The organism is Pseudarthrobacter sp. MDT3-1 (assembly GCF_054510755.1).
Map to the genome: position 1 here is coordinate 12,527 of NZ_JBTNDX010000003.1, position 22,291 is coordinate 34,817.

General features: G+C 66.1%; 23 protein-coding genes and 2 pseudogenes. 6 read left to right on the top strand and 19 right to left on the bottom strand.

The annotated features are described in order from the left end of the window. Positions 1–36: 36 nt before the first annotated feature. The gene (locus tag ACX80X_RS02695) at positions 37–1,740 is read right to left on the bottom strand and encodes a DUF5671 domain-containing protein (protein WP_252598700.1); all 1,704 of its coding nucleotides are present in this window, start codon (positions 1,738–1,740) and stop codon (positions 37–39) included. Positions 1,741–1,748: 8 nt separating this feature from the next. Then, entirely contained in the window at positions 1,749–2,141 is a 393-nt protein-coding gene (locus ACX80X_RS02700) for a hypothetical protein (protein WP_308216154.1), read from the bottom strand. A 437-nt stretch (positions 2,142–2,578) separates the two neighbouring features. Here ACX80X_RS02700 and ACX80X_RS02705 point away from each other — a divergent pair, with 437 nt between their 5' ends. Further along, entirely contained in the window at positions 2,579–2,782 is a 204-nt protein-coding gene (locus tag ACX80X_RS02705; RefSeq protein WP_104061341.1) for a hypothetical protein, read from the top strand. A 726-nt stretch (positions 2,783–3,508) separates the two neighbouring features. On the opposite strand, the gene ACX80X_RS02710 is transcribed toward ACX80X_RS02705, so the two are convergent. The 6 genes from ACX80X_RS02710 to bioB all read right to left on the bottom strand — a co-directional run bounded on the left by ACX80X_RS02710 (position 3,509) and on the right by bioB (position 9,317). Beyond that, positions 3,509–4,726 (bottom strand): cytochrome P450, encoded by a 1,218-nt coding sequence (locus ACX80X_RS02710; RefSeq protein ID WP_252598701.1) that lies wholly within the window; start codon positions 4,724–4,726, stop codon positions 3,509–3,511. A 65-nt stretch (positions 4,727–4,791) separates the two neighbouring features. Continuing rightward, positions 4,792–5,469 carry a dethiobiotin synthase gene (gene bioD / locus ACX80X_RS02715; protein WP_252598702.1) on the bottom strand — a complete coding sequence of 226 codons (678 nt, stop codon included), beginning with the start codon at positions 5,467–5,469 and terminating at the stop codon, positions 4,792–4,794. After that, positions 5,466–6,653 carry an aminotransferase class I/II-fold pyridoxal phosphate-dependent enzyme gene (locus ACX80X_RS02720; RefSeq protein WP_374209899.1) on the bottom strand — a complete coding sequence of 396 codons (1,188 nt, stop codon included), beginning with the start codon at positions 6,651–6,653 and terminating at the stop codon, positions 5,466–5,468. The genes bioD and ACX80X_RS02720 overlap by 4 nt, the downstream gene beginning before the upstream one ends. A gap of 8 nt (positions 6,654–6,661) precedes the next feature. After that, on the bottom strand, positions 6,662–8,035 hold the full coding sequence (locus tag ACX80X_RS02725) for an adenosylmethionine--8-amino-7-oxononanoate transaminase (protein ID WP_252611985.1): 1,374 nt from the start codon (positions 8,033–8,035) through the stop codon (positions 6,662–6,664). Further along, entirely contained in the window at positions 8,032–8,295 is a 264-nt protein-coding gene (bsaP, locus tag ACX80X_RS02730; protein ID WP_445260443.1) for a biotin synthase auxiliary protein BsaP, read from the bottom strand. The genes ACX80X_RS02725 and bsaP overlap by 4 nt, the downstream gene beginning before the upstream one ends. Then, complete coding sequence (bioB, locus tag ACX80X_RS02735) at positions 8,292–9,317, bottom strand: biotin synthase BioB (protein WP_252598705.1); 1,026 nt, start codon at positions 9,315–9,317, stop codon at positions 8,292–8,294. The genes bsaP and bioB overlap by 4 nt, the downstream gene beginning before the upstream one ends. Before the next feature lie 502 nt (positions 9,318–9,819). Between bioB and ACX80X_RS02740 the strand changes: the two genes are divergently transcribed. The 4 genes and pseudogenes from ACX80X_RS02740 to ACX80X_RS02755 all read left to right on the top strand — a co-directional run bounded on the left by ACX80X_RS02740 (position 9,820) and on the right by ACX80X_RS02755 (position 11,994). After that, positions 9,820–10,893, top strand: a complete 1,074-nt coding sequence (locus tag ACX80X_RS02740) for a DNA polymerase IV (protein ID WP_445260444.1) — start codon at positions 9,820–9,822, stop codon at positions 10,891–10,893. A gap of 5 nt (positions 10,894–10,898) precedes the next feature. Next, positions 10,899–11,279 carry a carboxypeptidase-like regulatory domain-containing protein gene (locus tag ACX80X_RS02745; protein ID WP_459308802.1) on the top strand — a complete coding sequence of 127 codons (381 nt, stop codon included), beginning with the start codon at positions 10,899–10,901 and terminating at the stop codon, positions 11,277–11,279. Positions 11,280–11,397: 118 nt separating this feature from the next. After that, a pseudogene (locus ACX80X_RS02750) lies at positions 11,398–11,616 on the top strand (YidH family protein); the annotation flags it as partial. Beyond that, positions 11,596–11,994 carry a DUF202 domain-containing protein gene (locus tag ACX80X_RS02755; protein WP_374209900.1) on the top strand — a complete coding sequence of 133 codons (399 nt, stop codon included), beginning with the start codon at positions 11,596–11,598 and terminating at the stop codon, positions 11,992–11,994. The pseudogene ACX80X_RS02750 and the gene ACX80X_RS02755, both read left to right, overlap by 21 nt. Here the strand turns inward: ACX80X_RS02755 and ACX80X_RS02760 are convergent. The 5 genes from ACX80X_RS02760 to ACX80X_RS02780 all read right to left on the bottom strand — a co-directional run bounded on the left by ACX80X_RS02760 (position 11,911) and on the right by ACX80X_RS02780 (position 15,393). Beyond that, entirely contained in the window at positions 11,911–12,885 is a 975-nt protein-coding gene (locus ACX80X_RS02760; protein ID WP_459311150.1) for a cation:proton antiporter, read from the bottom strand. The genes ACX80X_RS02755 and ACX80X_RS02760 overlap by 84 nt on opposite strands. Further along, positions 12,843–13,184: a cation:proton antiporter domain-containing protein gene (locus tag ACX80X_RS02765; RefSeq protein WP_252613727.1), complete on the bottom strand. Its 342-nt coding sequence runs from the start codon at positions 13,182–13,184 to the stop codon at positions 12,843–12,845. The genes ACX80X_RS02760 and ACX80X_RS02765 overlap by 43 nt, the downstream gene beginning before the upstream one ends. A gap of 335 nt (positions 13,185–13,519) precedes the next feature. Next, positions 13,520–13,738: a three-helix bundle dimerization domain-containing protein gene (locus ACX80X_RS02770; RefSeq protein ID WP_252598706.1), complete on the bottom strand. Its 219-nt coding sequence runs from the start codon at positions 13,736–13,738 to the stop codon at positions 13,520–13,522. A 107-nt stretch (positions 13,739–13,845) separates the two neighbouring features. Beyond that, positions 13,846–15,090, bottom strand: coding sequence for a non-homologous end-joining DNA ligase (gene ligD, locus ACX80X_RS02775; protein ID WP_459308795.1), 1,245 nt, complete (start codon positions 15,088–15,090; stop codon positions 13,846–13,848). A gap of 105 nt (positions 15,091–15,195) precedes the next feature. After that, complete coding sequence (locus tag ACX80X_RS02780) at positions 15,196–15,393, bottom strand: hypothetical protein (protein ID WP_252607904.1); 198 nt, start codon at positions 15,391–15,393, stop codon at positions 15,196–15,198. 13 nt (positions 15,394–15,406) lie between these two features. On the opposite strand from ACX80X_RS02780, the pseudogene ACX80X_RS02785 reads away from it, so the two are divergent. Beyond that, positions 15,407–15,643: pseudogene (locus tag ACX80X_RS02785) on the top strand (dihydrofolate reductase family protein); the annotation flags it as partial. 22 nt (positions 15,644–15,665) lie between these two features. Here ACX80X_RS02785 and ACX80X_RS02790 read toward each other — a convergent pair. The 6 genes from ACX80X_RS02790 to ACX80X_RS02815 are packed head-to-tail and all read right to left on the bottom strand — an operon-like array spanning position 15,666 to position 22,135. Continuing rightward, positions 15,666–16,490, bottom strand: a complete 825-nt coding sequence (locus tag ACX80X_RS02790) for an aldolase/citrate lyase family protein (RefSeq protein WP_459308793.1) — start codon at positions 16,488–16,490, stop codon at positions 15,666–15,668. Next, on the bottom strand, positions 16,475–17,260 hold the full coding sequence (hpaH, locus tag ACX80X_RS02795) for a 2-oxo-hept-4-ene-1,7-dioate hydratase (RefSeq protein ID WP_252598712.1): 786 nt from the start codon (positions 17,258–17,260) through the stop codon (positions 16,475–16,477). Before hpaH ends, ACX80X_RS02790 begins: the two co-directional genes overlap by 16 nt. Positions 17,261–17,262: 2 nt before the next feature. Further along, complete coding sequence (gene hpaD / locus ACX80X_RS02800; protein WP_252598713.1) at positions 17,263–18,348, bottom strand: 3,4-dihydroxyphenylacetate 2,3-dioxygenase; 1,086 nt, start codon at positions 18,346–18,348, stop codon at positions 17,263–17,265. 33 nt (positions 18,349–18,381) lie between these two features. Continuing rightward, a complete protein-coding gene (hpaE, locus tag ACX80X_RS02805) occupies positions 18,382–19,896 on the bottom strand; it encodes a 5-carboxymethyl-2-hydroxymuconate semialdehyde dehydrogenase (protein WP_459311153.1) in 1,515 nt (504 codons plus the stop codon). Positions 19,897–19,955: 59 nt separating this feature from the next. After that, positions 19,956–20,636 (bottom strand): GntR family transcriptional regulator, encoded by a 681-nt coding sequence (locus ACX80X_RS02810; RefSeq protein WP_252598715.1) that lies wholly within the window; start codon positions 20,634–20,636, stop codon positions 19,956–19,958. Then, positions 20,633–22,135 (bottom strand): fumarylacetoacetate hydrolase family protein, encoded by a 1,503-nt coding sequence (locus ACX80X_RS02815; protein WP_252607907.1) that lies wholly within the window; start codon positions 22,133–22,135, stop codon positions 20,633–20,635. Before ACX80X_RS02815 ends, ACX80X_RS02810 begins: the two co-directional genes overlap by 4 nt. Positions 22,136–22,291 lie beyond the last annotated feature (156 nt).

Below are 22,291 nucleotides of genomic sequence, written 5' to 3' on the forward strand. Positions count from 1 at the left end.
GTGGATCTGCAGCGGGACAAGGGCCAGGCACGGGGGTTACGGAACTAATCGCGACGACCTTGCGGTTTCCAAGGGAATAACCTCTATCCGAGCTACTTGACCGTCCGCAGGCCCGATCACCAGCAGGACGCGCTCGGCGGCGACACCGGCAAGCGCAGCGACCACCCGTCTAACCAGCTCAGGTTCCGAGGCGAAGACGACGCCGGCAGGTAGCGTTGTGCCGCCGGCGTCGGCTCTTTTCCAGACAGTGACTTGGGCGCCTGTCGCGGTGGTGATGGCTTTGGACAGCGGCGCTGGATCGGCGGCCGTCACCATGGTGACGTGATCAATGGTTCGCGCCGAGGCCGGCGAGGCGGCTGCCAGGAGCACGTGCTCGCGGCGCCACAGGGCAAAGTGGTAAGCGGCTACGAATCCGGCCGCAACCAGGAGACCGAGCGGCGCGCGGACACGGTCCAGGAGGCTGCCTCCGGTTACCTCACCCAGCAGAAACTCGAAGAGCCGGTAGCCAACGACGAGGAGGGCGATCAGCGCGACCACCGCGCTGATGCCGAAGAACGCTACGAGGTAAACACGCCTGCCTGGCGGAATAGTGTCCGCGGTTCGCGGTTGCCTCGTAGGCCTCCACGCCCGCCACCAGACAGGACCGCCCACAACGAGGGAACTGATACCTCCCAGCAGGAGGGTTCGTGTGCCGCTGCCCGCGAGGGGTGAAACGGCCATGGCAAGCGAAGCATTGATGACTACGCCGACGCCGGACGCAGCCGCTGCCAAGGCAACCCCCGATGTCACCAGCCGACTCGCACGCCGGGTGGCAACAGACCGATGAGCCCCGCTGACGCGGTGATAGCGCCACACCAAAGCACCGACGGCAGCGGCGGCGATGGCTGGACCCAGCGGGGCCAGCAGTTCGTTCATAGGCTCACCCCGATCGAATGCCGTTCTGAGGAGCACAAAAACCACGACGCCGGCGCCACCGAGTGCTGTGATGCCCGCCGCGAAGATCCCCACACCAATCAACGCCACATCCACCAGAGTGGTGTCCAGTTTTCGCGCGCCGCCCCGAAGCCAGTGCCACCGCCACACCATACTTCCGCCAATGGCCCAAACCATCGCCCGGAGCGCCGACTGCCACCACGCGTCCCCGCCCGGGGTGAGGCTGATGTACCCCCGGATCGCGACGTCAAGCAGGCCGCCCAACGCCGTGATGGCGGCAACCGCGCCCACCGCCAGGCCGAAAACCAAACCGATGACCGCCGGGACATCCTCAAGGTGGACTGGATGTTTGACGGGGTGCCGCCACATCCAGCGGTGCCAGACGAAGATGCCGGCCCAGACAAGCCCATCCGACAAGGGCGAATACCACTGAGGTTCCGCCCGGCCGATGAACGACGCCGCCATCCCGAGGAAGGCCGTCACAGATGCGATCAGTGAGACCGCGTAGATGGCAGACAAGTAGATGCCCCACCCCACTGAGCTGCGCTCCGCGCCGTCGTCGAGCCTTTTCCAGACAACCCACCACAGAAGCGCGGCGAGCGGTCCTCCGATCAGCGTGAACGCAAGGGAACGCGCCACACCGGCCACATCGGTTGACGCCAGCACCGCGCCCGTGCTGAACAGGCGCTCCAAGAGGCCACTGAGCCCTACCGCCGCGATCAGCACCAAGGCGAACAGCAGTACGTAGACGATCAGGCGGCGGAGGGTGAGTTGGGCGGAACCTGCCGCTGAAATTGTCGTCGGCACGTCCGAATTCATGGCTTCACGGACGTTCCGGTGCACGACAGGAGCTGGTACGGTGCCTGGTCGATCAGCCATTTGCCATCTGTCTTGACCAGGGAGAAACGATCCTCCATCTCGTACTCGGACGGTCCGAACGGGCCGCCCGAACCTGAACTGACGACGGAGACCTTCACGAGAGCCGAGTTGTCCCGCTCTGTGGCAGAGATCAAAACCACCCGGGTGGGCAGCGGGCCGCTTTCACGGAAGCCGCCGCACGAGGAACTGGCCGCTTCCGTGAGGTAGGAATTGGCTGTGGCCGTATCGCCGCCGATGACCGCGGTGCTGTAACGCTGGACCACTCCCTGGGGTGTCGACCCGTCCAGTGCCTCTGGCTCGCCGCGTGTAAAAACGACTGCCAGTGCCACGATCACCAAACAGCGCAATTGCGGAAAGGATTGCGAGGAGAATCCGCTCGGGCTTTCTCGTCGCAGCGTTCATGCCGTCAGTATGGCGCAGCAGCAGCCCTTTGTATGTGTCGTCCGGCCCTGAGCCGGCATTCTCAGAGAATTTCGACCTGCCGCGGGGCACTGCGACCCAGCCGCAGTAGGAGGAAGCCAAGTTCAGCCATCCCCGGCGGCAAAGTAGACGGCTTGGAGAATGCTGAAGGGCACGAACACCAGCTGGATGAAAATCCAGATCAGGATCGAACGCGCTCAGGTGGATTCCGCCAACAGTGAGCGCGAACAGGAGCTCTGGTACGAAGTAGGCCCTGAATTTGGCGATTCCTGTGCCTCGACTGCTCCTATGGGTCCTGCGAATACGTCTCAGGAGTAGGGTTGCCCTAGTCGACGAAGGGGTCAACATGAGCTACAAATATCGAACCGTCCGCGTTCGCGGTACCGGGCTGGTTGGAACAATCGCCCGGAAGCATGGAAGCGGACCTGACATCTACGAAACGTCCAAGGACCCGAACACATCAGTGGTTCCGGTGTTCTTCGAGGCAACTGGCGAGGTCCGTTTTTTCGACAGGTCGATGCTTGAGGACGTCGTGGCGCCTGTCAGTTAGCAGCGAAAGTAAAGCAACGGTCATAGGTGTGGAAGGCAACCGCACCTGGCGGTGAAGCCAGCGCCGGTGGCGCGGTTCCACCCGCTGATCGACGGCAACAACGCACGGCGTGGGCTCTCGTGCTCTCCGTTAACGCCCACCGCCATGATTTGAGCACCGCTGTCGCTGAAGCTCGCGTCGCCGCGGCCGCGAACCGTGCCGGTTGAGGCCGCCATAGCGGCATCTGCGCGAGGGATGGGGCCCTGGAAGACGGAATGCCTGAGGGTACGTTCAGCTGCCTGACATGTCTCCCCGACGAGATCGCCACGCTCTGCAACTCCGGAAACTGACCTCCGGAAACAGCTGTATCGTTACCGGCCAATCCACTGCATCCCGGGCTACTAGCCGGGTAATGCTGGGATAACGCAGTCGCCGAGAATTTCTCGCACCTCGATCAGGAATCCTTGGCCGCGTAACCGAAATACAACGACGAAACTGTCTCAAAAACTTGACGTGCGCATGCTCTATGGAATGGGCAGATGAGGCACCAGCCAAGAGCGTCGCCCGACCACCTGAATTGTCCCGGGCCCTCGCCCTGGACAACGTCGGGTGGCCGCCAACCGCATACCCTAATAACCGACGGAAGTCACCTCCGCCTGTTCCACCGGACCGACGCGTAGACCACACTCCTGGACTCTACGGACTCGAGGGACTCCTTCCGCCGGGAAACCAGCATCACCCGTGGCATCAACAGCGCCGTCTAGAAGCAGCACGGGGCAGGAATATCTTACGAATGACGCCAAAGCTACGTGGACCGTTCGCCACCGTGACGGTCCGGGGTGCTTGGAAGGACAGGAGTCTGATCCAATCAGGCTGGTGGTCCTGCAGCTGCACGTCCGTCAGTGCAGTGGCAGTCTCCTGGACAACTAGGGCGGCCTCCAGTTCGGCGAGCTTGGCGCCGAGGCAGCGGTGGATGCCGGAGCCAAAAACAATGCCATGGCTGGTGGATTGACCGCGGTGGGCCGTCTCCGCAGGCATGGACTGGCTCGCGAGTGCGGCCGGTGACGTGATTTGGTTGCCGCTGAGTTCGAGGAGGATTTCGGTGCCTGAAGGAATTCGGGCGTCACCGAGGTTCGTATCGTGGGCTGCCACCCGGCGCCACGTGGGGACGGATGATTCGGTGGCCAGCACGTGCCGGACCATGGCCCTGGAACCGGCGTCGGATGCCGCGTCCTTCCAGCCCACGGGCGCGGACCCTTCCAGGAGCCGGAACAGCGTGGTGCTGATCAGTTGGGTGGTTGTTTCCTGTCCGGCGATCAGCAGGAAGTAGCCCAGCGAGCAGATTTCAGTCGTCGACAGGCCGTGCTCTGCCAAGGATTTGAACAGGTTCCGTCCGGGGGCCGCCCTGGATTCCGCGACGAGCTTCCGCAGCCAGACGTAGAAATCTGCGGCGCTGTGGGCCAGTTCGAGTTGCCGGTCTTGGTCCGGCCAGCCCCAGAACAGCTCCATGGACTCACGGCCCCACCGCTTGAGGTCCGCAAGATCCCGAACGGGCAGCCCGAGGAGTTCGAGCATGACGACTGCCGGGGGAAAAGCAGCCACCGCCTGCACGAGGTCCACGCTTCCGGAGAAGCCGAGCTGGTCCGCGGCGTTTCGTGCCGCTTCCTGGGCCAGCTCCCGGATCCGCGGCTCCATGGCGGCGACCGTGGCAGGGGTGAAAAAGCCCGCCACGACCTTGCGGATCCCGGCGTGTGTGTCCGTGTCGTTGCTGGCCAGCACGGGAGGCAACGCAAAGCGGACGCGCTGCAGCACGCGCAGGGCGGGCCCTTCCAGTGGCGTCACGGCGACCAGGGCATTCGCGGGGCTGAAGTCGGCAGGCCGGTGCAGCACTTCGCGGACCGCGTCCGGGTCGCGCACCACGAGGTACGGGCAGCGGGCCCCGTCGGAGCCTTCCGTCTGACGCATGGTCTCCGTCTGTCCCGGACCTCCCACCCGCGGCTTCTCGGTTCTGGCGGTCATCATCGCCGGATTCATGCGGGCAGGCCGTTCAGCCATGCAGCCGCACCGGCGCGGAAAGCAGCCGGGGGCAGTTCCGAGGCCTGCTCGGGAAGGGCGCCGAGCAAGGGCGCCCGCAACGAATCGAGCACCTGCCGGTTGCTGTGGTGTACGAAGTCGGGTTTTCCGGGCCAGCTTCCGAGCACCACCCCAAGGACCTGCAGGTCCCGCGCGTCCAGCGCTTCGAGGGTCAGGGCGGTGTGGTTCAGGGTACCGAGCCCCGGCCGGGCGACCAGCACAAATGCGGCCGCCAGGAGGGATCCAAGCTCCGCCAGGGTGCCGCCGTCGGAATCCAACTCCACCAGCAGGCCGCCTGCGCCCTCCACCAGGACGTGATCGTGGGACGCGGCGAGCTCGCGGACCTTCTTGGCGTGCGCAGCCAGCGTTGGGAGCGGCGTTCCGTCGACGGCGGCAGCGGCGACGGGCGCCAGCGGCTCCTGCAGGACAACTCCGGTTTCTGCTGTCACGGCGCCGGCGAGCCGGACAATCTCGGCAGCGTCGGAATCGCCGTCGGCTGCTCCTGACTGGCACGGTTTGTAAACCGCGACGCTGCGCCCCGTTCCGTGGAGGACGGCGGCCAGGGCCGCCGTCGTGATGGTCTTGCCGACGCCGGTGTCCGTTCCGGTTACGAGGATGATGCCGGGCAGGTTCATGGAAGTTCCTCCAAAATGCTGCGCAGCACTGCGCAGCTGTCTTCGATTTCCTCGTGCGTCAGGGTGGCACGGGCGGTGAGCCGCAGCCGGGAGATTCCGTCCGGAACGGACGGTGGGCGGAAGCATCCGATCCGGACACCGGCAGTCCGCGCCGCCTCGGCAGCTGCCAGGGCTGATGCGGCGGACGGCATGGCGATGGACTGGACGGCCCCCGCCGTTTGCTCGACGGCGGCCCGGTCGGCCGCTGTCTGCTCGACGACGGCGCCGCGGGCTGCAAGGGCAGGGCCAAGCCCGGCGGCCAGGGCTGCAGCGTTGCTTCGCACGGATTCCGCCCGCCAGGGCTCATCCCGGATGATCCGCACCGCCGCGAGGGCTGCGGCGGCGGAGGCCGGCGCCAGCCCGGTGTCGAAGATGAAGCTGCGTGCCCGGTTGAGCAGGTGTTCCCGCAGCAGGGCGGATCCCAGGACCGCTCCGCCCTGGCTGCCCAGGGCCTTGGACAGCGTCGCGGTCACGACCACATTCGGGTGCCCGGCAAGGAAGGTTCCGGCCACCGCGCCGCGGCCCTGGAAGTCACCGGTGCCGATGACTCCGAGGCTGTGGGCCTCATCGATGAGCAGCACGGCGTCGTGGTCCTCGGCCAGGGCCAGCAGGGCAGCGAGCGGGGCTTCGTCGCCGAGGACGCTGTAGAGGGATTCGACGGCGATCAGCGCCCGCGGCTCCGACCGGCCGGCAAGCAGGCGGCCGGCGTCCTCCACGCTGTTGTGGGTGAACGATTCGGTGCGGGAGCGGCTGAGCCGGAAACCGTCGATCATGGAGGCGTGGCAGTGTTCGTCCGCAATGATCAGGGTTCCGGGGCCACCGAGCGCCGTGATCACACCGATGTTTGCCAGGTAGCCGGAGGAGAACACCAACGCCATTTCCATCCCCGCCAGCAGGGCCAGTTCCTCCTCGAGGTCCAGATGCAGCCGGGTGGTTCCGCCCACCAGGCGCGAGGACGTGGCGCCCGCGCCCCACAGCGACGCGGCCGCCGCAGCGGCCTCGGCAACCCGAGGGTCCGCCGCGAGGCCCAGATAGTCGTTGCTGGCCAGGTCGATGAACTGTTCGTCCGCGGCACGGGGGAGCGGGCGGCGGACCAGGCCCCGGCGGTCCCGGACCGCGGCCTGCCGCTCGAGCCACTGGATCATGGAGCGGCTCATGCCGCACCTCCCGCCCGTGCCGGGACGCGCTCATGTACGACGCGTCCGTGTACTTCGGCGACGGCGGCCGTCATGCCCGCCGTGATCTGTTCAATGTCCGCTGCGGTGCTGATGTACGGGGGCATGGTGTAGACGAGGTTCCGGAACGGCCGGACCCAGACCCCGTGCCGGATGGCCGCGGCGGTGACCGCGGCTACGTCGACGGCGTCGTGCAGCTCGATGACTCCGACGGCGCCGATGGTGCGGACATCCCGGACCGCCTCAAGGTCCAGGGCGGGAGCGAGCCCTGTTTCGAGGCCGGCGCCGATCCGGGCGACGTCGGCCCGCCAGCCGCCGTCGCCGATGATGCCGAGGCTGGCGTTGGCAACCGCACATGCCAGCGGGTTGCCCATGAAGGTGGGGCCGTGCAGCAGCGCACCGGCCTGGCCGCGGGACACAGTCGACGCAATCTCCGCGGTGCAGACCATGGCGGCGAGGGTCAGGTAGCCGCCGGTCAGTGCCTTGCCCACGCACATGATGTCCGGCACGACGCCGGCATGATCGGCCGCGAACAGCTCGCCGGTGCGGCCAAAACCGGTGGCGATCTCATCGAAGATGAGCAGCAGGCCATGCCGGTCCGCCACGTGCCGCAGTACTGTCAGGCATTCGGCCGGGTACGCGTGCATGCCGCCGGCACCCTGCAGGACCGGTTCGACGATGATCGCGGCCAGCTCCCCGGAATGCGCCGCCGCGATGTCCCCGAGTTCGGACGCCCACGCACGCACGGTTTCCGGGGTCGCGGAGGCGGCTGCCGGGGGACGGGGCGCGAACACGTTGCCGGCCAGCAGGCCCGGGAACGCGGAGTGCATCCCGTCCACGGGATCACAGACACCCATCGCCGCGAACGTATCGCCGTGGTACCCGCCGTGGATGCTCAGGAACCGCTGCCTCAGCGGGTGCCCGGACGCGGTCTGGAACTGCACCGCCAGCTTCAGTGCAACCTCCACTGCGACCGAACCCGAGTCCGCAAGGAATACCCGCTCCAAGCCCGGCCGGCCGGGCGCGGACGGGGCCATGTCCACCAGCTGCTCGGCCAGTTCCACCGCCGGGGCGTGCGTGAGTCCGCCGAACATCACATGGCTGAAACTCTCCAGCTGCCGCCGCGCGGCGGCGTCCAGCACAGGGTTGCGGTAGCCGTGGATCACCGACCACCACGAGGACATCGCATCAACCACCTCGTGGCGTGCGCCGTCCTCGGCCCGAAGCCGCAGCCGCACGCCGTCGGCCGCCTCGACCTCCCACAGCGGAAGATCCGGGGACGCCGGCGCGTAGGGGTGCCAAAGCCTGGCGCGGTCCCGCTGGATCAGGCCCGGCGGTGTCTCGCCACTCATGGTGCGAGCATTCCATGGCGGGAGCATTCGGCGGTCCAGCCCAACGGAGTCACCTGGACTTTCATGCGGCGCCGGCAGGCGGCGCAGTACCGCGGCGGCTCCATTGCGAGCCGTTCGCCGCAACGGTGGTGAACGTCCGACGCCGGGCCGGCGCCGACGTCGGACGGTTCACCGCAGTGCCCGCAGAACTCAGCCGTGGTTGCGGTTGCTGCATCGCCGGTGGTTGAGCCTGTCGAGCCTGGGGAGCGGTGGGGGATCATAGTGTCTTCTGGAGTTCCTTGATGGGCATGTTCAGCTCGACGAGCAGGTTCAGGTCGGCGTCTGCCGGGCGGCCCAGGGTGGTCAAGTAGTTGCCGACGATGACGGCGTTGATGCCGCCCATGAGGCCTGCCTTGGTTCCGAGGTCGCCGAGGGTCAGCTCCCGTCCGCCGGCGTAGCGCAGCACGGTGCGGGGCATCGCAAGGCGGAACGCGGCGATCGCGCGGAGGGCGTCCTTGCCGTCCATGATGCCCTGGTTTTCCAGCGGGGTTCCAGGGCGGGGGTTGAGGAAGTTCAGCGGGACTTCGTGGGGTTCGAGGGCCGCGAGCTGGGCGGCGAGTTCCGCGCGCTGCTCCAGGCTCTCGCCCATGCCGATCAGGGCGCCGCAGCACAGTTCCATGCCGGCGTCTTTAACCATGTTGCAGGTGTCCAGGCGCTCCTCGTAGCTGTGGGTGGTGACGACCTCCGGGAAGTAGCTGCGGGCAGTTTCGAGGTTGTGGTTGTAGCGGTGGACGCCCCAGCTGGCGAGCTGGTCCACCTGGCGCTGGGTGAGCATACCCAGGGAGCAGGCAATGTTGATGTCCACGGCTTCGTTGATCCGGTCGATCGCGAACTTGATCTGGTTCATCAGCTTGATGTCGGGGCCGCGGACGGCGGCGACGATGCAGAACTCGGTGGCTCCCGTTGCAGCGGTTTCCTTCGCGGCCTTGACGAGTTCGGGAATGTCGAGCCAGACGCCACGGACGGGGGAGTCGAAGAGGCCGGACTGGCTGCAGAAGTGGCAGTCCTCGGGGCAACCGCCCGTCTTGATCGAGATGATGCCTTCCACCTCCACGTCCTCACCGCAGTGCCGCAGCCGGACCTCGTGGGCCAGCTGCAGGGCGGCGGGCAGATCCCGGTCCGGTAGCCTGAGGATTTCCAGAAGCTGGCTTTCGGAGAGGCCGATGCCCTGCTCCAGAACCTGGTTCCGGGCGGTCTCGAGGATTGGGCCGGGGTTGGCCTGGAGCTCTGGCTGCATCGTCATCGATAGTCCTTTGGGGGTGCATAGCTGCGGATATTGCCTCGGAACAAACGCTAGTTCCCAGTTACAAGCGAGATTTTGTTGGGTTTCGACAAAGTGGTGAAGCTGAAATTAGAAGGACCAATACCCAAGCGACGGGACGCTGGACGGAATGTCTTGACTACCTGCAGCCGGGCAATGTGGTGATGGTGGCAGATCTGTCCAGGCTGGGCCGTAGCATCGCTGACCGGCTGACATCGTGACAGTGCTCCGCCAGCGGGGGGATAGTTCCGTTCCCTTGGTGTGGACGGCGACAGCGGAATCCATTCTCGAAAAAGTCGCGCGCGGACGAGTTGCACTCCAAGCCGTCAAGCAAAACTGAGACACACCACTAGAGCATCGCTCCGCCCCTGTGATGGTGTTCGGCGGCGCTGGAATTCAATGAAGGTCAGGAGGCCGCAGGCTCAGCAGCCAGGCTCGGGGGAGAGCGGATGCTGGCCAGGGATGTTTAGGGCAGACTGGTGGCGTGAGCGGAATCCGGTGGGTGCTGCATGTCGATCTCGACCAGTTCATCGCGGCGGTCGAAGTGCTCCGGCGGCCGGAGCTTGCGGGGAAGCCGATAATTGTCGGCGGTCGGGGGGACCCCACGGAACGAGCGGTGGTATCGACCGCATCCTACGAAGCCAGGGCGTTCGGTGTGGGTTCCGGGATGCCCTTACGCATTGCGGCCCGGAAAGTGCCCGACGCTGTGATCCTGCCCGTCGATCAGGAGGCTTACCTCGCGGCGTCTGAAACGGTGATGGCTACGCTGCGCGCGCAGCCCGGCGCCACCCTGCAGGTGCTGGGTTGGGATGAAGCCTTTATGGGCACTGAGACAGAGAATCCGGAAGCCTACGCCCGGCAGGTGCAGGCGGCTGTCCTGGAGCGAACGCAGCTGCATTGCAGCGTGGGCATCGGCGACACGTTGGTCCGAGCCAAGGTCGCCACCGGATTCGGCAAGCCGGCCGGCGTTTTCCGCCTCACTGCCGGGAACTGGCTCGACGTTATGGGCAGTCGGCCCACCAAGGACCTGTGGGGTGTCGGAATCAAGGTGTCGGGCCGGCTGGCCAAGCTCGGCATCAATACAGTGGCCGAGCTCGCCGCGTCCGACCCCCAGAACCTGGTTCCGGAGTTTGGCCCCAGGATGGGTCCTTGGTACGCGGAGCTCGGACGCGGGGACGGCGCCAGCGTTGTGGACGATACGCCGTGGGTTGCCCGCGGGCATAGCCGGGAGACCACCTTCCAGCGGGACCTGACCGAGCCCGCCCAGGTGGACGACGCCGTGAGGGAGCTGACAGCGCGTGTCCTTGAGGATGTTGTGGCTGAAGGACGGCCCGTGGTTGGGCTGACTCTGAAGGTTCGGTACGCGCCGTTCGTGACCAAGAACCACGGGAGGAAGATTCCCGAGACATTCGACCGGGAGGAAATTCTCGCGAGGGCTTTGGGCCTCGCAGCAGGAATCGAAGCGGGCCGTCCGATCCGACTCCTAGGCCTGCGGGCCGAAATGGCCATGCCCGACGATGCCCGAAAGGGACATACGCCTACGCGGGGCGGTTGGTGAGTGAGATGAAGTGTTCCGTCTGGGTTTTATTGGCCGCCGTCCTGTGGTTGTGCGGGTGCACCAGTCCAAGCGGTCCGGTCACGGGGCATTCCGGGGACGTTGCCGGTGTGGTCCTGACCGCCCCGGTCTGTCCCGTCGAACGTGTTGGTCAGGAGTGTCCACCGCGCCCAGTATCAGGGGCCGCGGTTGTGGCTTTGGACGGGGACGCCGTCCGGGGCTCAACACAAACCGATAGCACCGGTGCCTTCCATCTGACGCTGCCTGACGGACGTTATGTAATCAGGGCGACCAACGTCGGCGGCTACGCTTCGACGGCTACCGAGCTTGTGGTCATCTCGGACAGGCCCGTTCACATCACGCTGGTTGTTGACAGCGGGATTCGCTAAGGCTGGTCCGCGCAGGGCCGGCAGATGTCGGCACCGAACCAAGCTATTCCGGCGGCATACGAATGGGGAAACCCCGCACCGTAAGGAGAACGATGACCGAGCCGGATCAAGGACGCGGCTGGTGGCCCGAAGAGTGCTGCCCGGCGGCGTAGAGCCGGACCCGCGGTTCACCCTGGCCAACGAGCGAACCTTCCTGGCTTGGGTCCGCACCGCCCTGGCCTTTCTCGCCGGCGGGCTGGCGCTGGAAGCCTTCGCGATTGAGGCATTCCCCGAACCCTTGCGCAAAGCGCTGGCACTACTCCTGGTAGCTATCGGGATGCTGATCAGTGCCGGCGCCGGTCACTGCAGCTGTGGTGATCATCCTGATCGCACTGAACTAATGCCGGGAGCTCGAGCTGCTCCCACGCACCAGGACCCCGGGCTCCAACCCGAGCGCACGGTGCTCTGCTGGGGCCGGACCGCGATGGCTCTTTTTGCCGCCGCGCTGGTTTTCCTGCGCTGGCTGCCTCACTACCGTTTCTGGATTCTGATTCTCATCGCGGTGGCGGGCACCATCGCGGTCAGCTTTTACGCCACACAGCGCGGCCGCTATTCCGCGCGCGTCAGGGGCATCGCGGCGGAACAGTTTCACTCAGACGTGGCTGCCGTCTTCTGGTCCAGCGGCTCCGCTCTGCTGATGGGGATCCTGGGCCTGATCATCCTGTTCACGGGCTAGCGTCCAGCATCCGGGTTCTCGTCCCGCGCTCTCGGCCGACAACTCTGGTGAGATCCGCTCGGTGGCGGCTGCCGCCGTCGTCCGGCATTTCCACTGTGGCACTGACGCCGCCCACGGCGGCACGGCCGCGCCTACCTGGCGGAGACCAACACCGGCTGGCCGCGTGAACGCTGAGCCGCGATTCCCGCCTCGTCCGGTCTCCTGGGGGCTTTCCTTGTGCCGGGCCGGCGTCTCCGATGGTCTGCGTTGATGCTGGCGGAGTGCGAGCGGCGGAAACACGAGCACCGAGAGCATTCCCGCTCCGACGAGGGCGGAGGCGATTCCGCCTGAGATCAGCCCCTCATCCCGGCCAATGCCTGTCACCCCCACGACAATCGGCAATCCTGTTGCACCAAACAGGATGATGGCCCGCTTGTCGGCATGGCTGGACTTTGGGGGAGCCGCGAGTATCGACGGCAGACCTCGGATGATGAGCAAGAGGAGCAGGAACAGGGGGACCAGTGCGAGAGCTGCGGGGCTGGCGGTTAGCGCGCGTAGGTCGAAGTCTATGCCTGTGTCGATGAAGAAGACCGGCACCAGGAATCCGAAAGCGATGGCGTCGATTTTCCCCTCAATGACTTTCCGGTCTTGCTCGGGAGCGCGCGCGATGGCGACTTTCCAGAGGACTCCGGCGGCGAATGCACCCAACAGCATGTCGAGTCCCAGGACCATGCTGAGTACAACGAGCACAGTGAGGATAAAGATGATGGACCGGAGGGCGAACTGGCCGCTGGTGTGGAGGGTCCTGGTGACCTGGGAATGGAGCAGTGAGTGCCGTGCGCGCGACGCGAGATAAATCGCCAGGCCGGTCAGGAGAACAAACCCGAGGGGTATAGCTGTTGCCGGGCCCAACTGCCAACGAAGAAGAGCATGGCCAGCCCGAAATCGGCGAGCGTATCCGTGAACTGGGCGGGTTGGATCCATCCCAACAGGCTGGGGCCGAGCATGATTCCGAGGACAATTTCGAAGACCACGATCGGCACCTTGACCACCCGATCAAGGAAACGGGCCGCAAGGGGCGCCGCGATAGCCAGCAAGGCGATCAGAACCATTGACGTCGACAAGCCATCCATCGGCGGTACCTCCGGTAGCTCGGCTGCTTCGAAGGAAAAGTAATCCAAAGCTACCGCCACTGTTGGGGATGGCGCCATAACAGCCACCTCCCACTGGGACACGATCAGGAAGTCGTACTAACGATCGCGGTGGGCGAAAGCGTTAGCCCGCGGGTCCACCCGGCTGGCCACCCCCATGAGATATAAACCGAGTGGCTTGCCGCGACTTCGGACACGGTTGAACCGGCTCGTCCCGCCATGGCATGTTGCGCGGCCGGTGGGATCATCCGGTCAGCGGAGGCGATCAGGTACTAACCGGGCAAGGAACGCAAGGCAGGTTGGGTGATGGCTCCTTCGAGGGCATCGACGCCCCAAGGGACCTGCGAGTGAGATGGCGCGACCCTGTCCAGCTGAGGACGAGGTTCGGCGGGACGTCAGGTTTCCCTGTTCCGCCGGGAGAACTGGCGGTGGAGTTTGTTCCTGGCGCCGTGTTCGACAAGGGTCGGGATGTAGGTCCGGATCCGGCCGGCATCCAGTGTTTCGTACTCCTCTGTGACGACCCGGACAACCAGCGGCCGGGGTGCGTCGGGATAGCGTGCGGCGAGGAGGTCGCTGACTTTGGCGATGGTGTCGTGCTTCTCCGTATCTTCCATCCAACTAGTTTGATGCCGAAGACTTGTGGCGTCTATCACATTTTGCTGGGATGGGGGAAGCGCTGAAGACCCGCTCGACGCGCGCACGTCCGGTTTCCGTTGCGGTGTCAGGATCCCGGGCGCCCGGGCCACTGCTTGCCGGCCCACGGGTCGTAGTCGGCGATGAGCTCCTCCTGTGGCGGACGCTCCGGTTCGGGGACGTGCTGCAGGTTCACCCGCACCCGGTACCAGAGCGAGCTTGATCCGCGCATTCCGTCGACGAGCACATCGGCGGGGTGCAGGGCCGGGACGAGGTCCGCATGCCGGGACTTCCACTCATCGAGTGCCGCGAGGGCCTCGGGCTTGGTCCTGGTGCGGGCAACCTCGATGAGCGGCATCAGCGACTGCCGGCGGCCGGAGCCGTCTCCGCTGCGCGACGGCTTCTCGGCGGGGCCGAGCTCGGCCGCCAGTGCCAGAAGTCCATCGAGTGTGCCCACCGCGTCATCGATGCCTGCGTGGGGGTCACCCACGTCGGCGAAGCGCCCGGGCACCGTGCGGACCGTGAACTGTTCGGGCCGGATGGAGCGGACCTCATCCCAGGTGAGCGGCGTCGAAACCCGGGCATCGGGCAACGGTCGGATCGAGTACGCCGATGCCACGGTGCGGTCCTTTGCGTTCTGGTTGAAGTCGACGAACACACTTTCGCCGCGCTCTTCCTTCCACCACCGCGCGGTAGCGAGGCCGGGAGCGCGGTTTTCGACCTCGCGGGCGAGGGTCTCGGCGGCGAGCCGCACCTCGCGGTACTGCCACTGCGGCGCGATCCGCACCAGGATATGCAGTCCGCGCGATCCGCTCGTCTTCGGCCACCCCACCAGCCCCACGTCGTCGAGCACCTCCCGCGCGACATATGCGACATCAACGATCTGGGACCAGCCGACCCCCGGCATCGGATCGAGGTCCACCCGGAGCTCGTCCGGGTGCTCAAGGTCCTCAGCGCGCACGGGATGCGGGTTAAGGTCCAGGCAGCCAAGATTCACCACCCACGCCAGGCCCGCAGCATCCCGGATGACGGCCTCCTCAGCCGACGTCCCCGACGCGTAGTGCAGCGTCGTTGTGTCGATGAAGTCGGGGTGGTTTTCGGGCACGCGCTTTTGGAAAAACGGCTCAGCGTAGATGCCCTTCGGGAAGCGCTTGAGCACCATGGGCCGGCCACCCGCACCGCGCAGCGCACCATCCGCGACGGCGAGGTAATAGCGCACCAGGTCGAGCTTAGTCAGCCCGGGCTCGGGGAAAACCACCTTGTCCGGACTCGAGATGCGCACCTCGGCGCCGCCAATGTCGAGGATCTCGGCCGGGGTCTTCGACGGGCTCATGCCGCCACGCTAGCAACGATTGGAGGCCCCAGCCAGACCTGCTGGAGGGAACAGCTGCACCACGAGGGATGGCCGGAGGGGAGCCCGACACTCCGTGCCTGCAGTTCAGAGCAGCAGGACTACGCCGACCGCCACCAGCCAGAGTGACCACACCACGTAGGTCACTGGCGTCAGCGTCGCGGCCAGCTTCCAGCCATGCGGTTCGAACGATCCCACGAATTCCAGCGAGCACAGTGCCAGCACTGCGCCGACGACGATCCCCATAATCCCGAGCAAGGCCGGAACGGCGGTGCTCTGGATCATGGCCACGCCGGCGAGCACCCTGGGCAGCCTCAGTCTCTGCCGGTCGCTGCTGACCGCTGGCCTCGTGGACAGGTTCCGATTGGTCGTCTTCCCAGTGATTACAGGCAGCACCGGCAAGGAACGGATCTACGACGGCTATCCGGACATCTCGCTCGGGATGGTAAATAGTAGGACCTTCGACGGTCGGCTCCAGCTGCTCGAGTACATCCCCACCGTCCTCAGCGGCCCGCCGGGCAGCGGTCCCACCTGAGCCAATCCGTGGAGTTCCCGCGTCAGTAGCTGGCGGGGGTTTCGCCGTCGGAGGCCTCAGTGAAAGCGGCGGCCAGCGCCTCGGAGCCGCGGGCGAGGATAGCGACGTCGGCGCCCACCAGGACAAAGGCGGTGCCGGCCGCCAGGTAGCTGCGGGCAGTATCGGGGTTGAACGCGTTCACCCCGGCAGGTTTCCCGGCCGCTTTTGCGGCGGCAAGGCAGTGTTCGACGGCGGCGCGCACCTTGGGGTGTTCCTGGTGTCCCAGCACGCCCATCGAAGCCGCGAGGTCGGACGGTCCCAGGAAGATGCCGTCCACGCCGTCCACGGCCAGGATATGCTCGACGGCTTCGACGGCCGCTGTCGATTCGATCTGGACGGTGACGCTGACGGTCTCTGACGCCCGGGTGAGGTAGTCCGGGACACGGTTCCAGCGCGAGGCCCGGGCGAGGGCGGATCCCACGCCGCGGACGCCGTGCGGCGGGTAGCGGGTGGCGGCCACCGCTGCTTCCGCCTCCTGCACCGAGTTCACCATGGGAATCAGCAGGTTCTGCACACCCAGATCCAGGTACTGCTTGATCAGCACGGTGTCGTTGACCGGGGGCCGGACCAGGACCTGGACCGGGTAGCCGTTGACGGCCTGGAGCTGGGCGAGGATGGATTCGAGGCCGTTGGGGCTGTGTTCGGCGTCGATGAGGAGCCAGTCCAGGCCGGATCCGGCGCAGAGTTCTGCGATCAGCGGGCTGCCGGAGCAGACCCACATTCCTGCCAGGGGGCGGTCCGCCGCGGCGAGGGCGTCGCGGAAGGTGTTCGCGTAGACAGGATTTCCGGGTTCTACTCGAAGCGGCATGTGATGGCTCCCAAGGGTCCGTAGTCGGCGTGGACGGTGTCGCCTTTGTACACCCACAGCGGGCGGGTGAAGGAGCCGGCGAGGATGATGTCCCCGGCTTTCATTCCGTCGCCGTGGGCGGCGATCTTGTTGGCGAGCCAGTGCACGCCGTTGGCGGGGTGGTCCAGGACGCCGGCGGCAACACCGGTTTCCTCCACGGTCTGGTTTTTGTAGAGGATGGCCGAGACCCAGCGGAGGTCCACGGCGTCGGGTTTTACGGGGTTGCCGCCGATCACCATGGCGCCCATCGCGGCGTTGTCTGCGATGGTGTCCACGATGGTCCGGCCCTCCATTTCGATCCGGGAGTCCAGGATTTCCAGTGCCGGAACCACGTAGTCCGTGGCGTCCAGGACGTCGAAGATGGTGCAGCCGGGTCCGGACAGGTCCTTCTTCAGCACAAATGCCAGTTCAACTTCCACCCGGGGATGGGTGTACTGGTCCCACTCCACCGAGCAGCCGGTTCCGAGCACCATGTCATCGAAGATGGCGCCGTAGTCCGGCTCGGTGATGCCGGTGGCGGACTGCATGGCCTTGGAGGTGAGGCCGATCTTGCGGCCCACCAGCTTGCGGCCGGCGTCCTCGTTGCGCCGCCGCCACAGCTGCTGCACGGCATAGGAGTCCTCCACCGTCATCTCCGGGTAGCGGGCGGTGAGGCGGGGGACCGGGGTGCGGGTCCGGGCGGCCGCCAGGAGTTCGTCGGCGATGGCCTCAATCGTCTTCGCGTCCAGCATGGCTACAGCTGCGCCCCCAGCTTGAAGCCTGTCCGGTCCCCTTCGGGGGCCCCGTCTTTGCGGGTGTAGGAGAAGCCGTCGGCACCCACGGTGACCGCCATTTCGCTCTTTTCCTCACGCACGACGACGGGCTGCGGCTTACCGTCGAGGTCCAGGACCAGGGAGGCCTCGGTGTACCAGGACGGGACCACGGGGTTGCCCCACCAGTCGCGGCGCTGGTTGTCGTGGACGTCCCAGGTGACGACGGGGTTGTCGGGGTCGCCGGTGTAGTAGTCCTGGGTGTAGATCTCGATGCGGTGTCCGTCGGGATCCAGGATGTAGAGGTAGAAGGCGTTGGACACGCCGTGCCGGCCGGGGCCGCGTTCGATCCGGTCGCTGATGCGCAGGGCGCCCATCTTGTCGCAGATCTGGATGATGTTGTGCTTTTCGTGGGTGGCGAACGCGATGTGGTGCATGCGCGGGCCGTTGCCGCCGGTCAGGGCGGTGTCGTGCACGGTCTGCTTGCGGTGCATCCAGACCGCGTACGTGACGCCGTCGGAGTCCTGGATGTCCTCGGAGACGCGGAAGCCGAGGTCCTCAAGGTACTTGCGGCCGCGGGGCACGTCGGGGGTGACCTGGTTGAAGTGGTCCAGGCGGACCAGTTCGCCGGCGGAGTAGAGGTCGTAGCGCTGGGTGAGGCGTTCGACGTGTTCCACGTCGTAGAAGAACTCGTAGGGGAATCCCAGCGGGTCCTCCACGCGGACAGAGTCACCCACACCTTTCGTGAAGCCCTCCTTGCGGCGTTCGGTGCGGCAGCCCAGTTCCTGGTAATAGGCCTCTGCGGCGTCCACTTCGTCGGGGGACTTCACCCGGTAGGCAAAAGCGGCGACGGCGGCGATGGGTCCCTTGCGGAGCACGAGGTTGTGGTGGATGAACTCCTCCAGGGAGCGCAGGTAGATGTTGTTCTCATCTTCCTCGGTCACGTGCAGGCCCAGGACGTCCACGTAGAACGCGCGGGACCTGGCAAGGTCGGTGACCACGATCTCCATGTAGGCGCAGCGGACGATGTCCGGAGCCGGGACGGTGGGGGTGCGGACAAAGTCGGTCATGGGATTCTCTCTTCTTTGAAAGGGCTTGGCGGCTCAGGCGCCGAATTTGGGTGTGTGAACGGTGCCGAGGCTGATGTGCACGGCCTGCTGATCGGTGTAGAAATCGATGGAGCGGTAGCCGCCCTCGTGGCCCAGGCCCGAGGCTTTAACGCCGCCGAACGGGGTGCGGAGGTCGCGGACGTTGTGGCTGTTCAGCCAGACCATGCCGGCCTCGACGTTCTGCGAGAAGTTGTGGGCGCGGGTCAGGTTCTGGGTCCAGATGTAGGCCGCGAGACCGTAGCGGGTGTTGTTCGCCAGGGCGAGTGCTTCGTCGTCGTTCTCGAACGGGGTGATCGCGACGACGGGACCGAAGATTTCCTCCTGGAAGATCCGCGCGTCGGGGGCGACGTCGGCGAACACGGTGGGTGCGATGTAGTTGCCTTCGGGGAGGTGGTCGGGGCGGCCGCCTCCGGCGAGGAGCCGGCCTTCGGTCTTGCCGATCTCCACGTAGGAGGCCACCTTCGCATAGTGCTCCGGGTGGACCAGGGCACCCACTTCGGTCTTGGGATCGTGCGGGTCCCCGACCACAATGTTTTTGGCGCGGGCGGCGTACTTTTCGCAGAACTCGTCGTAGATGGCGCGTTCCACGAGGATGCGGGAACCGGCGGTGCAGCGTTCGCCGTTGAGGGAGAAGACCCCGAACAGGGCGGAATCGATCGCGGCATCCAGGTCGGCGTCGGCAAACACCACACAGGGGGATTTGCCGCCGAGTTCCATCGAGAGGCCCTTGAGGTTGGCGGCGGCGTTCCGGAAGATCGTCTGGCCCGTGGTGGTCTCGCCGGTGAACGAGATCAGCGGGACGTCCGGGTGCTTGACGAGGGCGTCGCCGGCTTCCTCGCCGAGGCCGTTGACCAGGTTGAACACACCGTCCGGGAGCCCGGCGTCCTTGAAGATCTGCGCCCAGAGCGACGCGGACAGGGGCGTGAACTCGGCGGGTTTGAGGACCACTGTGTTCCCGGTGGCCAGCGCGGGGGCGAGTTTCCAGGACTCCAGCATGAACGGCGTGTTCCACGGGGTGATGAGGCCGGCGACGCCGATCGGCTTGCGGTTCACGTAGTTGATCTGGGCACCGGGGACCTTCATGGCGTCGTCAAACTGGGCCACGATCAGGTCCGCGAAGAACCGGAAGTTCTCGGCCGCGCGCAGCGCCTGGCCCTTGGCCTGGGTGATCGGCAGGCCGGTGTCGAACGTTTCGAGTTCGGCGAGGCGCTCCTCCTGGGCCTCGACAGCGTCAGCAATCCTGTTCAGCACGCGGGCGCGTTCCCGCGGCTTCATCTTCGGCCACGGGCCGTTGGTGAAGGCTTCGCGGGCGGCGGCGACGGCGAGGTCGATGTCCTCCTTCTGGCCGGCCGCAGCGGTGGCGTAGGTCTGGTTGGAGACCGGAGCCAGGACGTCGAAAGTCTTCCCGCCCACGGAGTCAACGAACTGGCCATTGATGTAGTGCTGGATGTGTGTGGGGAGGTCCTGCGGCACGTAGTGTTTCGTGGACTGTTCGGCGGTGAACGTCATTGTTGTTTTCCTTTGCTTCTAATGCAACGCGGGGTCACTTCTTGCCCATGCGGGGCCGTTTATCGGGCGTTTAGTGACCCCGCGTTGCTTTGGGCGAGGTACGCGTCCAAGGTGGCGGAGCGGTGCCGGCGGGCGGACTTCTCAATCTCTTCCGCGCCGGCTCCGCCCTCGATGAGCCGGAGCAGCGCCTCGTGCTCGTCCACCGATTCGTGGGCACGGCCCGGAACGAACCGGAACGTCGAAGACCGGAGCGAGGCGAGCCGGTTCCAGCCCCGGTGGACCAGGTCCAGGATGTGCGGGTTGGGGCACTGCTCAAAGAGGATGCTGTGGAAGTCCTGGTTCAGCGCCGTGAAGCGGACGGGGTCGAAATGCTGGAGGCATTCGCGCATGTCCTCGTTCACCGCCCGGGCACGTGCAATATCCGCCGGGCCAATCAGCGGCGCCGACAACGCGGTGGCTGCGCCCTCGACGATGCTCAGGGTCTGCATCGTGTAGAGGTACTCGGTGGGGTCGATCCCGGATACCGTAGCGCCGACGTTCCGCTCAAATGTCACCAGACCTTCGGCCTCGAGGCGGCGGATCGCTTCACGGACCGGGACCACGCTGACTCCCAGATCCTTGGCGATGGCGGCCAGGACCAGCCGGTAGCCGGGGGAGTAGGTACCGTCCACGATCCGTGCCTTGACGGCCGCGTAGGCCTGCTCTGATTTGCTGCCTGTCGCCATCAACGTCTCAGTCATTGGGCTTTGCCTGCTTCCCATGCCTCGTACTTCATCCGCCAGGTGGCGTTCAGCGGGTAGAGGCCGTCCACGCTGTGGCCCTGTGCCACCATTTCCGCGATGAAGGTTTCCTCGCGCTCTTGGATGATGGACTCGTCCGCGAGCTCATCGGCGAGGGCCGGCGGGATCACCAGGATGCCGTCGGCGTCGGCCACGATGATGTCCCCGGGCTGCACGGTGGTGCCGCCGCAGGCGATGGTGATGTCCGTGTCCCACGGGATGTGCCGGCGCCCCAGGACGGCGGGGTGCGGGTTGGCGTAGTAGGTGGGCATGTCCATCGCGGCCACCGCGGCGAAGTCCCGGACCCCGCCGTCGGTGATGATCGCCGCAGCACCCCGGACCTGGGCCCGCAGTGCCAGGATGTCACCGATCGTGCCGGTGCCCTTTTCCCCTCGGGCTTCCATCACCAGAATTTCACCCTCGTTGACGGAGTCGATGGCCTGCTTCTGGGCGTTGAAACCGCCGCCATGTGACTTGAACAGGTCCTCGCGATTGGGCACATACCGCAGGGTCCGGGCCAGGCCCACGATCCGCTTCTCCGGGCGGGTGGAGGTGAGTCCGTCGATGCTGACATTGTTCAGGCCGCGCTTGCGCAGCTGCGAGGACAGGGTGGCGGTGCAGACGCTTTCCAGCTTCGCTTTCAGCTCAGGGGTCAGAACATGCCCGACGGCGGCAGCCTCCACGGGTGCAAGGCCCGCCGCTGCCCGCGAACCGTACGCCTCCTCCCGCTGCCCGTCATCTGCCTTGGGCTGCGCACCAAAGTCAGCGAACGCCGTCGTGCCTTCCTCCACCCGGGTGACCAGACGCCCCGTGGAGAGACTGGTGGATGCGCTGGCTTCAACGGTGCTGACTTCAACCTCGACGACGTCGCCCGGCTTGGCCACCGAGGCGCCGGCGGGGGTGCCGGTCAGGATGATGTCGCCCTCCTCTAGCGTCGACAGCTGGGACAGGTCGGCGACGAGGCGGGCGAATGGAAAAAGCAGGTCCGCGGTCGTGTCGTCCTGGACGAGGTCGCCGTTGTGCCAGGTACGGATGCGGAGACCGGCGGGGTCCACGGCGTCCGCGGGGATCAACTCGGGGCCGATCGGCGTGAAGCCGTCGCCGCCCTTGGACCGGAGGTTGGAGCCCTTGTCCGCGTAGCGGAGATCGTAGACGCCGAGGTCGTTGCTGGCGGTCACCCACTCGACATGGCTCCAGGCGTCCTCCACGCCGACCCGGCGGGCGGGCTTGCCGATGATCAGGGCGACCTCGCCCTCGAAGCCGAGGAGTTCGCAGCCGGACGGACGCTCTACAGCGGAAGGGGCTTCTGCCGAACCGAACGTTAGGGAGGACGGCGGCTTCAGGAAGTAGGAGGGCTGCTCCGGCGTGCGGCCACGCTGGGCTGCCCGGCTGGGGTAATTGATGTGCACCGCGATGACCTTGCGGGCCGCGGCCAGGGTATGGTCGGTGACCTGTTCCAAGAATTACTCCTCATCGAGTATGAAATCGTATACGAAGCAATATTCCATATAACTCGTACTGCGTCAATGCGTGTGTCCGAGCAAAGGCTTTGCCGGTCGGCGTTTACCGTGCGGGCTTGGAGAGTGTCCCCGAGCACGTTTCCGGCGTCAGTCCTT